This is a genomic window from Thermoplasmata archaeon (genome assembly GCA_038874435.1).
Taxonomy (GTDB): Archaea; Thermoplasmatota; Thermoplasmata; order Lutacidiplasmatales; family SKW197; genus SKW197.
This window is the reverse complement of record JAVZCK010000006.1, coordinates 85,147-100,179: the sequence shown is the minus strand read 5'-3', so window position 1 is coordinate 100,179 and position 15,033 is coordinate 85,147. Positions and strand designations below refer to the sequence as shown.

The following is a 15,033-nucleotide window of genomic DNA, read 5'->3' as shown; positions in this document are numbered from 1 at the left end:
TTACTATGAAGGATGCAATAAGAGTTGATGGCTTGAGCAAGAGATTCGGAAGCTTTGTGGCCCTCGATTGTGTCAGTTTGAGGGTTAAAACAGGCGAGATTTACGGCTTGCTCGGACCAAATGGTGCCGGTAAGACCACCCTTGTGAAGATTTTGAATGGAATAATGAAGCCCACATCTGGAGAGGCATATGTGCTTGGCAGTGGTGTTGCCTCCGGGAAAAACAGAGAAAAGGTGGGCTATATGCCCCAGGAGACCGCACTTTATCTGGATAACACAGTGCATGAGAATCTTCTGCTGTTTGGTGAGATTTATGGACTTGAGAATGCAGACATCCAGAGGAGGGAAAAGGAACTTCTTGAGTTTATAAATCTGACAAAGTGGAAGAATGTGTTAGTGACAAATTTGAGTGGCGGAATGCGGCATCGCCTTAGCTTAGCATGTGCGTTAATTCACGAACCGAAAATTTTGTTTCTAGATGAGCCAACTGTAGGGGTAGATCCGGAACTACGCGTTTCCTTCTGGCAATATTTTCACAAACTCAAAAAGGATGGAACCACTATTTTTCTTACCACCCATTACATGGACGAGGCAGAACATTGCACCAGGGTAGGGATGATGAGAAACGGTAAGTTGATCGCACAAGGGGAGCCCGACAAACTCAAGGCAGAAATTGGTGTTAAGGGGCTGGAAGAGGTATTTCTTCACTATGCGGGGGGGATGGGAAAATGAAGGCAAAGCGGGTTCTAGTATTTACAAAACGAGCTCTTTTCCAATTCAGACATGATAAGAGAACATTTGCATTTATTCTAGCTGTGCCTTTGCTGATGATTCTCATTTTCGGCTACACTTTTTCAGGAGAAGTACAAAATGTGAGCGTGGTATTTGTTAGCGAAGATACAGGCGTGAATTCCACACAATTTCCACTCTTTCCTCATAAGGACTTTAATCTCTCAGATAAAATTTTCAAAAACATAGACCGAGAGGTTTTGAATCTGAAAGTGGAGCAGGATTTTGAGAATGCAAGAAGGCAGGTGGAAAATAGAGAGGCTTGGGCTTTAATTTACATCCCAGGAAATTTTACAAATGAGTTTTTGTCTGCGGCTTCTGGTGTAGGCAATGGTTCAAAAATTACAGTTTACCTTGATGGCTCAAATCCTACAATAACAGGAGCAGTGCTTTCTGCCCTTGGTGAAGCGGTAAAAAAGGCAGTTGAGGAAATTTCTGGCCCGAATCTAACACAAAAGAGTCCAGTAGGTTTGGAAAGAAATTACATCTACGGAAGTGAGGACACGAAATTCATAGATTACTTTGCACCTGGTGTTATGTCGTTTGCTGTGATGATGGTTACCACGATATTAACAATAATTCTTTTTGTGAATGAGCGAAGAAATGGAACTCTGCAAAGAATTATGGCTACGCCTGCAAAGGCAGAGGAGGTGGTGCTTGGATATGCCCTTGCGTTTGGAATTATTTGCCTTCTCCAGAGTTGTGTAATCATGCTCACAGGTATTCTCTTGTTCGGAATCACAATCAAGGGAAATGTGCTTCTTGCTTTTGCTGTGTTTTTCATTATAGGAGTTGGCCATCAGGGAATGGGGATTCTTCTTTCATCAGGTGCTAAAAACGAGCTTCAGGCGATCCAGTTTATACCCTTTATCATTTTTCCCTCTGTGCTTCTCTCAGGACTTTTCTGGCCAGTGGAATCTATACCCGAGGTCCTTCAACCTATCTCTTATTTTGTTCCGCTCAGATACGGTATAGATGCAGAACGCTCGATAATGGTGAGAGGACTCGGTATCGGTGATGTTTGGCTTGAAATCTGTGTTCTACTTGCGTTCGCAGCTATTACACTTGCAGGGAGCACGATGTTATTGCGACGAAAAGAATAAGAAAAAAACAGAAAAATGTGGTATGAAAAAAGAAACAAACTCAGCCGAGAACGCTGTGTCTCTTTCGCTTTTTGTATCTTGTCACATAGCCAGCAATTCTGTTTAGCATTTGCTTGTAAAGAATTTTTTCTTTGTCTCCATCCCTGACTACAAGGTCTGTAAGCTCTTTCACCTTTTCCCTATTGTGATAAAAATCGCCAGTGAATTGATCTCCATGTTTGGAAATCAGTTCAATAGCCACCCTTTTTATATATGTCTGCCTAATCCTGCCCATTTTTTCACCTCACACAAGGGTAAGGTCTAGAACATCTACAGAGCCAACGCCAGGAATGGAACTCAGTAATTTTTCAACTTCGTCGCTTTTTCCTCCTTCATCTTTCATAACTACAGCAACGAGTACCTCTCTGAGTCCGAAGGCCACATCCTTCACTTGCATGCCTCTCAGGGTAACATCCTTTGGCATCACATTTTTTACTTCTTCCATTATTTTCTCGATGTTTACTTCCACATCTTGGGGAAGCACCCGATATATTACTGATACATTTCCCATATTTTCACCTCAAGGTCCAGTAAATCCACATTCTCTGCATGTGTATGCCCTGCTCTGGTTTCTACATTCTTCACATCGCCAGATTTCTACCTTTCCGCAAGCCGGACACTTGAATTTCACCGCACCTTTCTGGAGCGATCTTGTTCCACAGGAGACACACGCGATTTCTACCATTTTTTACCACTTCCTTTTTTTCTCCTTCCTAAAAGGAGGAGGATTATAATACTTACCACAGGGATAAGGATAAGGGCAATTGCAAGCGGAAGCCATTTTGGTAATGGGGGTGGCGCCTTGTAGAAGGAGAACGAAATTTCTTCACTGGCATTTTCGAAGTAGAGCATCCCGTATCCATTCTTTATCACGAATTTTGCTGTGTGCCACCCTGGTTGTTCTATTTTGCCAGTGTAGTTATATTCAAAGGTATATGTGGAGTTCTTTGGAATGTCAACCTTAAATTCTGTAATTTTAACTCCGTCAATCAGCACATCAATCTGGCAACCATAGACATCAATGTTTCCAGAGTTCTTTATTGTAGCTTTGAAGGTGTATGGGTTTACTACTTCTATGGTGAATGCCTTTACCACCGACTTGTCTATGCCTTCGTGAGAGGAGGTGGCATTTACCTCAAGCGTGAGTCGCTGTGCCTTTTCAGGCATTGTAACATTTACTTCAAAATTGCCTTCCGTGTTGTTGCCTTCTGCAGGAGTGACATAGGCTCCAGTAGTATTTTCTCCCTTTATCACTGCCTTGTAAGAATAATTCCCACCCAGTGTTGCTGGACCACCTGTGATGTTGATGTAGTAGGTGCGAACCTCTTTAACACCTACAGTGTCTGGGCCAGAGATAACTACTCTCACAGGCTCATAGCCCTGGGCTGCTGCATGTGTTACTGAAGATAGAGGGAAAAGAAGAGCTGTCAAAAGCATGGAAATCGAAAGAAGTGCAACAGGCTTCACCTTACCACCCCCCATCTGTAGTAAACCAGAATTGCAAGCAACACGATTATTATTATTGCGGTTGCCCAAATGTATGGAGAGTAATCCACGGTTTCTGGCTTCATTGAAATCCTCTCTCCTGCTGCAGAAAATTCATCAGCACTCATTGTAAAGTTTGAAACTGGGATTCTATATTCGGCCGTTGCTGTATCACCTTTCTTTGTTTCAGAAATTGCATAGAGTTTAACAGAAGCTCTTGTAACTATCGGCATCGCACCCTGTCCTGGTGTAAGGCGAATAGTAAGTGTGGTTGTAGCATTCGGCTCTATTTCGCTAGTTTTGTTTACCTCACGTTCACCCACATAAATTTTTGGTGTCCAGCCAAGTGCAGCGATTTCATTGGCATTAATAATTGTTAAGTGGAATGTGTCCAGAGTATTTCCGGTGTTCTTTACCTGAATGTCGAATGCAAGAGAACCGTTTTCAAACTTATAATTAGTTCCTTCAAGCAATGCACAGGCACGTTTTTCCAAAACCTCTATTCTGATTTGAGTGGATGTTGAGACCGACGAATCTAGCATGGAGATGGCAGTAATTATTACTGGTGGATGGTTTACTTTAGCATCATCTGGTGTAGTCACATAGACCTCTATTCTCTTTGTGTTATTTCCAGAGCCATAACCGATAGCAAAGTTGTTATCGCTGAAATTGAATCTCCAATCCACAGGAGAGCCCGTGAGTGATACCTTGTCTTCTACATTTCCTAGATTTTTAACAATCAAACTGAACACTCGGGTATCGTTCTGGTCCATCACGGCATGTTCTATTTCATTCCATGTGATTTCAAGGGCACGAATCACAACTTTCTGAGGTGAAAGATAGACCGCAGTTGTGGTGTTGTAGATTGTCACCGTTTTCTCGTCAGCGTATTCAACTCGCATTCCGTTGTCATAGCCGAATTGCGATGTCCTTAGCTTATATTCACCACCAGGCAAAATAACACTGAATTCGGTGTCGAGGGTAGCAAGCTCATATTTCCATTCAGGCGTGGTTATCTTCAAGGTCTTTTCTGCACTTGTTTCAGTTGTTACATGTACGTTGAGTCGGTAACCTTTCACAAGCGCAAGAGTGAGTTGGGTTTCACTGTCTTCCTTAACAAGAACCTTTGTGCAATTCACATAGTCCATTGCGTAATCTTGTGCGTATGCATACACATTATATGTGTCTGCAGGCAGTTCAATGCTGAAACTGCTGTTTATAATTTCTGTTCTAAACTTTTGTGCGGTGGCATCTGACACGAATTCCACATAGCCAGATAGCATCCTCTGCCCTTCGTAAACCACGTTTCCAGAAAGAATTCTGCTATGGATTTCCTTTGTGACTTCAACAATCACCGTCTTGTCAGCATTTGCTACTGTGGTGTTGTTGCCTTCGTAGTGAACAGTTCTGTTTAAGCTAGAAATAGTTTCAGTGCCTGTGTAATCTACCCAGAATTTCACTGATTTGTTTGCAGGCACTGTGAATTCTGCATTCCCGCCTATGTCCGTAGTTTTCTGAAGAGTAATTTCATCAACAGTTGCCATCAGTTGGATATAACTTACACCCTCTCCGTCATGCTCTACTTTCACATTGACTCTATGAGCAGGATAAAGGGTGAAGTCGAAATGTGCTGGTTTTGTAACCTCAATCTGGGTAATAGATGCATAATGGAGTTCTCCTCTTTCTCCTATGCATTCCACATTCCATTCTCCAACCGGCACAAATTCTCCGTCTTTTAACTCGTCAGCTGTCGTATCCACTGTCATTTCATTTGAGCGGTTCGTAAGTTTAACTACAGCGTTGAGAGTTGTGCCATCAATGAGAGAAAGATTTGCAGTTATCTTGACTTCTTTTTTAACAGTGAGATTTACTTTTCTGTTTAAGTTTGTGTTAAATTCTGTGTTCCCCTCAACAACATATCTAGTGTCATTTTCATTTACTTCCTGGGTTTGATATGTAATTCGGACATTGTAATTGCCAGGTGCTACTGTAAGTGTGAAATTCGTGCTTTGGCTGGTGTTTATGTGATATGTTTTGTTGCCCATCCCACCAGTGAGCGATACAGAAATGTTTTCATCTACGAAATTCAGGAATTTTATGTTGCCTAAAATTGAGACATTCACTGGGATGAGTGCAATTTCTCCTGGAAGTTCTGCAAACTTCATTGGTGAGAATTCCCGTGGATTGAATTCATCAGCCAACACTTTCATTGTGTATGTTCTATCTTTTGGTATATTGGCACGGAACATTCCGTCATCACCTGTTTTCGTGTAAATGCTGTTTTTATTTTCATCGTAGAGGAATACTCTAGCATTTGCAATTTCCTCGCCTGCATCGTGTACACCGTTTTCATTCGCATCGTAGTAAACCCTTCCGTTGTAGGCATCACCATCAACTACTGCAACATTCCATTCTGTGTCTGCGTAGATTGTTCGTTTCTCAAGATAAGTCCAATTTACGCCCGTAATCCATGCAAGATTCTTCAACTCGTAAGTGCCTGGTGGTAGATAAATTTCATAATAACCAGAGTAATTTGTGAAGAACCAGAGTTTTTCATTGCCCCTGTCTATCTGCATCGTGTAGCCATACATGATTTCATTTGTAGGTTTTGACTTCACCTCTCCATAGATTTTCACTGCCTTTTGAAGGTTTAGAACAATTTCCATGTCGTTTTCCAAAATAAAGCTTGTAAACTGGGTGTATCTGTCATTGCCTTTCATCATGAGAGCATAAACAGAATACATGAAACCTGTTGGTAGAGAAAGATTGAACTCTCCATTGGCATTAGCAACTACAGTATCACTCAATTTCCTGTTGTCTAGGTTTATGAATCTCACGCTTGCATAGCTTGCTGGTGCATTTCCGATTTTCAGCTTTCCTTTCACTTTTGCTGCTTCGAATATCTGGAGCGCTTGCGTTGAACGCTCACCTTGATTAAGTGTGATTTCAATCTTCTCTGACACATACTCAGGGTCATCTATGTAGAGGGTGTAATTTCCGGGCAGTAGGTGCTCAAATTCAAATTCGCCTGTTTCATTTGAAGTTGTGGTAGTAACTGTGCCATTTTCACGCTTTAGCGCTACAGTCACATTAGCCATCTTTTTTTCTCCAAGCGAGACATTTCCATCTATTTTGCCAGGTTGTATTCCTATGTCTGCTGTTACCTGTTCGTTAGGTTTTCCCTCTGTGGTCAGAGTTATCGTCTTGTAGGTGTCAACCACTGCGGAGACATTGTAGCTTCCAGGAGTGATATTATTGATAATGTAGGTGCCACTTGCATCCGTGGTCACAGTGTAAGTATCATTTGTCTCATTTCTTACAAAGTAGACCTTTGCATTGGGAATCACAGTATCCGAAGTTGAGGAATAACTCCCGCTGTTGTCATTATCCCAGTAAACTGTGCCTTTGATTGTTGCAGGTGCAACCTCAATGTCTCGATTGATAATATAATCCCAGACCCCATCTCTGTCACTGTCTACATTCTTTCTGTATGCCGCATCCTGGGAGATGTTTAGTGTCATTCTTGCTACCTGGATACGCTCTGTCATGGATTGCTTGTTTAGTTCGCCACCAGTAGTTACTAAAATGCTTATGTTTCCAAATGGTAAAATAAGGTTATACTTACCATCATCCCCTGTTATAGTGCTCATATGTGGAATCCCGTATTCATCCTGCACAGTGATTCTGAGTCCTTTAGCAATCCTACCATCTGGTAATTTCAAAGTTCCATTGAAGAACGCACCCGGGAAGTACTTTATCATCGCCACGCTCTGACCTATGCTGCTTCTGGAATTTAGATCTACAACACCTTCGCCACTAAGTTGCTTCTGGTAGGCCTCCTCATAGTTTATTGCTCTCCATGCATCGGTGTGATTCTGATAGTCCTTGTACGGGTTCCAGTAGGCAGTGAGATACACTACTCTAAAATGCGTCATGTTCCAGCCAGGCATTCTCTGATAATTTTCGAACCCAGAAGTGAGTGAAGGAATTCCATCGCCCATACCAATGTCCTTTCCACTATAACCTACATAAATTCTGTATAGCATAGAATTGTAGAACATATCCTTGTATTCTATCTTATAGTTAACAATTCTAACCCCAGCAGGAATTTCGTCAAGCTCATATTCTCCACCATACTCACTGATTGCTTTCAGATTGTAATAATCATAGGGTACGGACTCGCCTCTGCCCTTCATTCGTTGGTCTGATAGTTTGGCAGGAGCATAGAAGATGCCTGTATTGGTCCCTGAGAAGGGGAACAACCTTGAGTCAACTGCAAAGTAATATATTCTGTTGCCAGTAATGTCCATAACCACATTGTAAAGTTCTGATAGCTGTCTCAAGTTTAAATTGCTTAGAAGATAGACAGACATCCAGGTATAGTATGCATTGTGAACATTCAGGTCGGCCGATCTAGGACCGAAGACGCTTGGGTTGTCTAACACAATTTTCACTGTGCCTTTTGGGTCATTCAATCGTGCCTTTACTGGTGCTATGTCCACACCCGCATCCTCAATTGCTTTGAATATTTCTTCACACTTGGTTTTGTCCTTGTAGTACCATGCATAGAGAAGGTGTGCAATCATGAGGGAGATACCCTGGCTTTCATTTTGAGCCATTAGGAAATTTCCTGCTATTGGAATTCCATTCTGGAAGTTATCTGCTACAGTTGGATGATGTCCTACATCTACGGCCTCAAATCCATAGTCCCACCAGCTTACGAAGGCAGGCCTTTTATCTGGCGTATCATTTATATCCTGCTTGGAAAGCCACTTGTAGGCATCGGGCCAGTAAGATGACGGCAAAGGCACAGAGAAGCCAAAGGCACCAAAATACTTGTAAGAACCATTAACTTTGTCATAATCTGTGGGCTTTGCAAAATCTGGCATGGCCTCATAGACCTGCTTATCAAACTTTCGCTTGGTTTCATACGGTATGGAAGCATCCACCGCAAACCAGATATTCGGGAAAATTACAAGGAATGCTATGAAGAGGACCACAACTACGTGGGTGACCTTCACACTTTTTTTCAGAGCATTCCAGAGTCCTCCACCAATTGTGCCCGCAAATGTCTTTTGCATCTCTGAGAAATTGGCTATGTTAATAAGGAGGAGAATGAACCATGCAGAAAGCACCGAAAACATTGGAGAGCCGAGGAATGTGAACTTACCTGCAGTAGATGCAAGGTACACTGACATTGTGCTGAATGTTGCGAAGAAGATATAGTCCATTCGCCAGGATTTGTAGGTTTTATAAAGGAGATATCCAAGTCCAAGCACACCAAGAAATGTAGTTGCCGCACCAAATGCCAGAACCACCCGACTGAAGTCAGGTGCCTGCGCCTCTGCAACAGTGGAATAAACTTTGGTTTTGACGAAGTAACCCTGTCCTGAGACGATTATTTCGAAATATCCAGGGTTTATTAAATAAACAGAGAGGGCTATGACACCGAGGAGGACACCTACTGCAGGGAACACAATAATCCATGGAACATCTCTGGAGGATACGAAGATAAATCCAAGTACAGCAGCTCCAATGTAAAGGTAAACAGGCACATCAAACCAGATTGGGATGAGTTGGTCACCATAGTAGTATGGAAATGCGAGGAGGAAACCAACGCCCATTGCTACCATCGTAACAATATATACGCCTGTAGAGTCAACCTTTCTAATATGATTGAGGAGAATCTGAGCAAAGAGATAGATGAGCAAGATTGCTTCCATATATGTGAAACCCTGCCATGCCATGGAGGTAGCGCCGAAAGCCACGCCAGTCATCACGCTATAGAGCAGAGCTCTTTTCTCATTTCTGAAAAATGCTTTCAGTCCTTTTCCAATTTCCTCTCTGCTTTGCCAGGAACTAACCCATCTATGGCTTCCTACCATTTTTATAGTTCGAACATAGAAGAAGAGTATTGTGAGTACCATGAACATGTAGAATGGGAGATAGTTACCAAAAGTAGCAATGCTCCTCTCCACCTGTGCCTCCATGAATGTGAGAAGGAACACTGAGAGCAGAGCAGTTTTTCTTCCAAAAATGTCTTTGGTAAGAAAGTAGAGTGGGAAGATGCATAGGGAGCCCCAGATAGGTGCAATGTAAACCAGCACATAGGCGGCAGCAAGCACCGCATCTCCTCCGAATAACGGAGCGAGAACAGTGCCAAGTACAGCAACCATCCAGTCAAACAATGGTGCCCTTGGGTTAATTGCACCAGTGGGATAGTTTAACATTGTGTCGAGAACAAGGTGGTGTTTATTGGCAACAATGTATTCAATTACTCTGGAGTGGTAGTAGGAGTCCGAGCCTCCTGAGTAGAGATACAGAGGCCCATGCTGTGTTATAAGTTCAGTTGCAAAGTACACCCGCATCAGCAATCCGATGAAGAATATTGTTGCTAGGTAAAGCACTGTAGTTCCATGCTCGTTGCACCACATTATTACTCTATCTGATAACTTCAGCTTTGCATCCGTTTTTTCAGCCATAGCCATACCTCAGTAATTCCTGTTCTCAACCTCATAACTAGTTCATCTATATATCTTTTCCTACAACCAAACCAGATAAGTATAAATAGAGCGAAGCCATGAAGCACTATGGTAGAATTATGAAAACTGGGGGCAACAAGATGAAAATCCTATTTGTGGTGATTGCGATTGTGATGGCATCTCTTATAGTTCCACTGACGCCAGGCCAAGAGGTGAAGGCAAATGATAAAGTTCAGAGTGGATATGCGAGCGACCAGATTTTTCTGAAGAAGATTATATTTTCCACCTCTGCAGGAGAACCAGAGATCCCTTCCCATCTGAGGATATCTTCCTATCCTGGATGGGTTAGTGGAGTTTACATAGTCCAAATGAAGGGTCCAATAAAAGAAAACTGGAAAGTCCAGCTTTCTAAACACTGTCAGATTCTTTCATACATACCCGACAATGCCTATACTGTAAAAGCAACTTTTTCCCAGATGCAGGAAATTGCAAATCTTCCGTTTGTGCAGTGGTGGGGAATTTATCAACCATATTATAAGATAGACAATAGTGTATACGATACACCTTCTCAAACGCTCAAAATTCTGGTATTCGATAACATTTATGGAGTGGCTATGGCAATCAGAAAGAATGGAGGCATTGTGAAAGATGTAGCACCATCAATGTACGGAGATGGTGGAACCATAATAGCGGAGATGAACTCAAAACTTGCTGAGAAAATTGCATTTTTGCCAGATGTGCGATGGATAGAAAAGCGGAGCGAGATGAAAATATCTAACTCAATTTCAGCAGGCGTGATTCAGTCAGGCACAAGCGGAAACACGCCAATCTGGAATCATGGGCTTTATGGTGATGACCAGATAATTGGAGTAAGTGATACTGGTATTGATTGGGACCACGAAGCATTTAGGGATCCAAGTCACTTCCCAGTCCAGTACTCTAATCCTCCGGGTTCTCTACCTCCAGACCTCCAGCATAGGAAAATAGTCAACTATCATGTGAACGCAAATGAGAGTGACAGCGATTATTCTGGTCATGGAACGCATGTAGCATGTACGGTAGCTGGAAATAATAGCTATGTGGGTGGAACTAATCTAAATGGAATAGGTATAGCTCCGAGTGCAAAGCTCTCATTTGCGGACATCGGTAATGTCTCTGGATATAATGATGTACTCGTATTACCTCCAGACCTTAATACTCTTTTCCTTTGGGCATACAATGATGGGGCCAGATTGCACTCAAACTCCTGGGGTTCTTCAAGTAACAACTATACAAGCGAATCCATGCAGACAGATGAGTTTATGTGGTATCACAAGGACATGCTTATCTTTTTTGCAGCTGGTAATAGTGGCTCAGGTCCAAACACAGTCGGAAGCCCAGGTACTGCAAAGAACATTGTTACCGTAGGAGCGACTTCTCATTACGGGACGGAGATTGCGGACTTTTCGAGCAGGGGGCCAACTGCAGATGGACGCCTTAAACCCACGATATGCGCACCAGGTAGATATATTGTGTCTGCAGACTCAGATGGGAATTTGCATTCAAACAACTCAGGATACATTACAATGAGTGGCACTTCGATGGCAACTCCTACAGCTGCAGGTGGTGCTGCACTTGTGAGGCAGTACTTTACCGAAGGTTGGTATCCAACCGGCACGAAGGTGAGCAGCAATGGTTTTACTCCTTCTGCGGCTCTGATAAAGGCCGCATTGATAAATAGTGGTGTCCCATTTGCCGCGTTCTCCGTGCCTAACAACGACATAGGATGGGGAATAATAAATCTAGACAGAGTATTGTATTTCAATGGAGATACTGAGAGGTTGCGAGTAGTCGATTTCAGAGACGGACTTTTGACTGGAGATTGTGTGGAATATCTATACTATGTTTCCAATTCTTCAGTTCCGTTGAAAATAACTCTAGCATGGACGGATTATCCTGGCGAGCCACTCTCTTCTAGAGCGATTGTAAACGACTTAGACCTTATCGTGGTTGCACCCAATGGGACCCAATATTTAGGAAATGTGTTTGCAAATGGGCAATCAATTCCGGGAGGGATATCTGATAACACTAACGTAGAAGAGTGTGTCTATTTGAACACGCCAGAAGTAGGGCTTTATAGGGTAAGGATATCTGCAGTAAATGTTCCTTTTGGTCCTCAAGATTTTGCACTAGTAGTCACTGGAGGGTTAAGTGACACACAGGGAGAAATACATATGGACAAATATTGGTATTCTCTCGAGGGGATGATAAAACTACGAGTTATAGATCTAGATGCTTCTGGGCTTCTTACTGGTGTGGTAAATTCCACTACAGAACCAAATGGTGAAACAGTAATTCTTACGGAACTCTCTTCGGGTTGCCATATTTTTGAAGGGAGCATTTCTATTTCTCATACGAATTCTAATGGGGTTTTACAAATTTCAGATGGAGATAGGATTGTTGCAAAATATATCGATCAATCCGCACCACATTCTCCTGTTTTCGCATACGCAAATGTGGATGGAAGACCCCCTGTAATAACAAATGTATCTGTTGAGGTCATCGCGGGAAACTACGCTGAGATTACATGGACAACTAACGAACCAACAACTTCTAAAGTTAAGTATGGAGTATACTCTCCGACACTTACAGTTTATTCGAGTGTTCTTTCGTTCGTTCATAGAATAAGGTTATACGGTCTGGAACTCAACACAACCTATGTTTTTGATCTGGAAGGTAGGGACATTGTAGGTAACGTGGGTATAGACACGAATGGCGGTCTGCATTATAAGTTCACAACAACCTTAGCTAGCATTCTTATAATAGATGGTGGGTCCTATCTCATATTTGACAAGTACTATACTGACGCAGTTGGAGACGCGGGTTGGAGCTATGGAATCTGGAGCAAGGCAAAACAGGGCATGCCCACCTTGGCATACCTTCAGCAATTTAAGGCAGTGGTATGGCACACAAGTGATTGCTATCCACAGCTCTCTGCAGATGACCGCAGTTTGCTCGGGAGTTATCTTGATGGAGGAGGAAAACTTGTAATTTCAGGGCAGGATATCGGATGGGACCTCTGTGCTACCGATGGAACCCAGTACAACAATGCTACATGGTACCAGACCTACCTTCATGCCACCTATTCAGCGGACAATGATGGGAGTTATGCAATCAATGGTGTTGCTGGTGACCCAATAGGCGATGGAATCAGTGCAAGTTTGCAGGATGTAATTGGGGGTTATTATCCAGATAGAGTTTCTGCCCGCACAGGTGCCTATGCCTTCCTAATGTACTCCAGTGGAAACACTGCTGGTGTTAGATATCTAGGGAGTCATGGAGTGGTTTACTATGCCTTTGCGTTTGAGGACATCTCCTCAAGGAGTATAAGGGCAACTCTCATGGATCGCTCGCTTTCCTACCTGCTTGGTGGCTCAAAGCCCACGGTGACTATCACCGCTCCAGAGGAAAATACTGGCTTTTATGATATTGTTAATGTAACATGGAGTGCCAGCGATACGAGGACAATCGTGAAGTTTGACATTTACCTCAGCCCTGACGATGGGCAATCCTGGAGTTACATTGGAAGCACCACTGGAAACAGCTACACACTTGACCTCACATCCTATCCTGTTGGAACCTACAGAATCAGAGTTGTGGCAATAGACGACACAGGACTTGATGGCACTGCTACAGTCAGGGTATTCAAAACCCTTGATGATGTAGGCGTTGAGAGTATTATCTCTCCGATAAATGAGAACGCCTACTATACTGGCGAACGAACAGTGAGTGCGAAAATCAAAAACTATGGACCAAACACCCAGGATTCTTTTGATGTGAGATGCAGAATCTGGGAAGTTCTACCAGGCACGGAGGACACAGTCTTTGTGGATGACTTTGAGATAGACAAGGGCTGGACACACCAGAATACAGGTGGCAATGCAGTGGACCAATGGGCAAGAGGGACGCCATCAGGCACAGGTGCACCAACACCACACAGTGGCTCAAATGTCTGGGGCACAAATCTAGCTGGCAATTACGCAAATGCATATTCAGCAGCGCTGATCTCACCAGCAATGGACCTCTCGGGTTACGACTATGTTGTTATGAAGTACTGGCAGTGGGTGGACATGGAAACTGGAACTTACACGGTGTATGATGGTTGGTTAATAGAAATAACAACTGATGGAAGCACATGGATGCAGGTAGACGAGCCAAATGTTAATCCTCAACCCTATTACAACGGAACAATTTCCTCCTCATGGGGCAATCCACTCGGTGGAAAGAAAGCATTTTCAGGAAGAGTCCAAACATGGGTTGAAGTGACAGTAAACCTTACAAGATGGGTTGGCAATTCGAATGTTAAAGTGAGATTTAATTTCGGTGCAGATAGCATGGTCAATTACCTGGGTTGGTATCTTGACGATGTGCAGGTAATAGGGAAGAAAAACACAGTACTGACAGAGATATTCAATCAGACGAAGCCCACAGGGATAACAATGCCTCAAAATGCGGAGGTAAACCTAGATTGGATATACAACTTCACCGAAACAGGAAGATACAAAATCATGGTAAATACAGAACTCGGCGCAGATATAGCTACTGGAAATGACGCAAAGGTGGTGTATATAAATATAGTTCCCGCAGGTACAATTCTCATCAGCCACACACCAGTAACCGCTGCGAATGTAGGAGATCCAATCGACATTTATGCCAATGTAACAGCTGGTGCGGAACCCATAACGGATGTAAAAGTGTTCTACCAACCAGTTGGAAGTGATACCACAATAGCGATTGCTATGTCTTTGATTGCAGGCAACAACACCAATGGTACATGGCACGGACAGATTCCAGCTCAGAGTTCACCAGGCCCCCTCTATTACTATATCCAGGCATGGGATAGCGGAAACAACACTGCAACACTTCCAGAAAACGGAAGTTTCCCAGTAACAATCCAGCCAGTCAGCGAATTCTCTATAGGATATATTCTGATACCAATGTTGGTAACAGTGTTTGCAGTGGTAACCCTCAGAAAAAGAAAAATCTGAACTCTTTTACCCTTTTTATTCATTTTTATCTGATTTTTCTATGTTTTGTTTATGCCAGCATAATATTGTCCCTTCCGTAATTTACATATATCTGCATATATTCCTGTTG

Annotated in this window: 8 protein-coding genes; 3 read left to right on the top strand and 5 right to left on the bottom strand. The window is 42.9% G+C overall.

What is annotated here, in order from left to right; all coding sequences use genetic code 11:
- The first annotated feature begins 5 nt into the window (after window positions 1-5).
- Window positions 6-731: an ABC transporter ATP-binding protein gene (locus tag QXD64_04005; protein MEM3396477.1), complete on the top strand. Its 726-nt coding sequence runs from the start codon at window positions 6-8 to the stop codon at window positions 729-731.
- Window positions 728-1,891: an ABC transporter permease gene (locus QXD64_04000; GenBank protein ID MEM3396476.1), complete on the top strand. Its 1,164-nt coding sequence runs from the start codon at window positions 728-730 to the stop codon at window positions 1,889-1,891. Before QXD64_04005 ends, QXD64_04000 begins: the two co-directional genes overlap by 4 nt.
- A gap of 40 nt (window positions 1,892-1,931) precedes the next feature.
- Here the strand turns inward: QXD64_04000 and QXD64_03995 are convergent, their stop codons facing one another.
- From QXD64_03995 to QXD64_03975, 5 genes are read right to left on the bottom strand one after another with little or no spacing between them, the layout of a single operon-like run.
- The gene (locus QXD64_03995; GenBank protein MEM3396475.1) at window positions 1,932-2,165 is read right to left on the bottom strand and encodes a 30S ribosomal protein S17e; all 234 of its coding nucleotides are present in this window, start codon (window positions 2,163-2,165) and stop codon (window positions 1,932-1,934) included.
- 9 nt (window positions 2,166-2,174) lie between these two features.
- Window positions 2,175-2,441, bottom strand: a complete 267-nt coding sequence (locus tag QXD64_03990; protein MEM3396474.1) for an elongation factor 1-beta — start codon at window positions 2,439-2,441, stop codon at window positions 2,175-2,177.
- A gap of 9 nt (window positions 2,442-2,450) precedes the next feature.
- Window positions 2,451-2,615, bottom strand: coding sequence for a zinc finger domain-containing protein (locus QXD64_03985; protein ID MEM3396473.1), 165 nt, complete (start codon window positions 2,613-2,615; stop codon window positions 2,451-2,453).
- Entirely contained in the window at window positions 2,609-3,397 is a 789-nt protein-coding gene (locus tag QXD64_03980; GenBank protein MEM3396472.1) for a CARDB domain-containing protein, read from the bottom strand. The genes QXD64_03985 and QXD64_03980 overlap by 7 nt, the downstream gene beginning before the upstream one ends.
- Window positions 3,394-9,897: a carboxypeptidase regulatory-like domain-containing protein gene (locus QXD64_03975; GenBank protein ID MEM3396471.1), complete on the bottom strand. Its 6,504-nt coding sequence runs from the start codon at window positions 9,895-9,897 to the stop codon at window positions 3,394-3,396. The genes QXD64_03980 and QXD64_03975 overlap by 4 nt, the downstream gene beginning before the upstream one ends.
- A gap of 119 nt (window positions 9,898-10,016) precedes the next feature.
- Here QXD64_03975 and QXD64_03970 point away from each other — a divergent pair, with 119 nt between their 5' ends.
- Complete coding sequence (locus QXD64_03970) at window positions 10,017-14,924, top strand: S8 family serine peptidase (protein ID MEM3396470.1); 4,908 nt, start codon at window positions 10,017-10,019, stop codon at window positions 14,922-14,924.
- The last annotated feature ends 109 nt before the right edge of the window (window positions 14,925-15,033 follow it).

What these genes read in the sequence shown, in the direction of transcription:
- QXD64_04005 (MEM3396477.1), top strand. Translation starts at nt 6, where the DNA reads ATGAAGGATGCAATAAGAGTTGATGGCTTGAGCAAGAGATTCGGAAGC.
- QXD64_04000 (MEM3396476.1), top strand. Translation starts at nt 728, where the DNA reads ATGAAGGCAAAGCGGGTTCTAGTATTTACAAAACGAGCTCTTTTCCAA.
- QXD64_03995 (MEM3396475.1), bottom strand. Translation starts at nt 2,165, where the DNA reads ATGGGCAGGATTAGGCAGACATATATAAAAAGGGTGGCTATTGAACTG.
- QXD64_03990 (MEM3396474.1), bottom strand. Translation starts at nt 2,441, where the DNA reads ATGGGAAATGTATCAGTAATATATCGGGTGCTTCCCCAAGATGTGGAA.
- QXD64_03985 (MEM3396473.1), bottom strand. Translation starts at nt 2,615, where the DNA reads ATGGTAGAAATCGCGTGTGTCTCCTGTGGAACAAGATCGCTCCAGAAA.
- QXD64_03975 (MEM3396471.1), bottom strand. Translation starts at nt 9,897, where the DNA reads ATGGCTGAAAAAACGGATGCAAAGCTGAAGTTATCAGATAGAGTAATA.
- QXD64_03970 (MEM3396470.1), top strand. Translation starts at nt 10,017, where the DNA reads ATGAAAACTGGGGGCAACAAGATGAAAATCCTATTTGTGGTGATTGCG.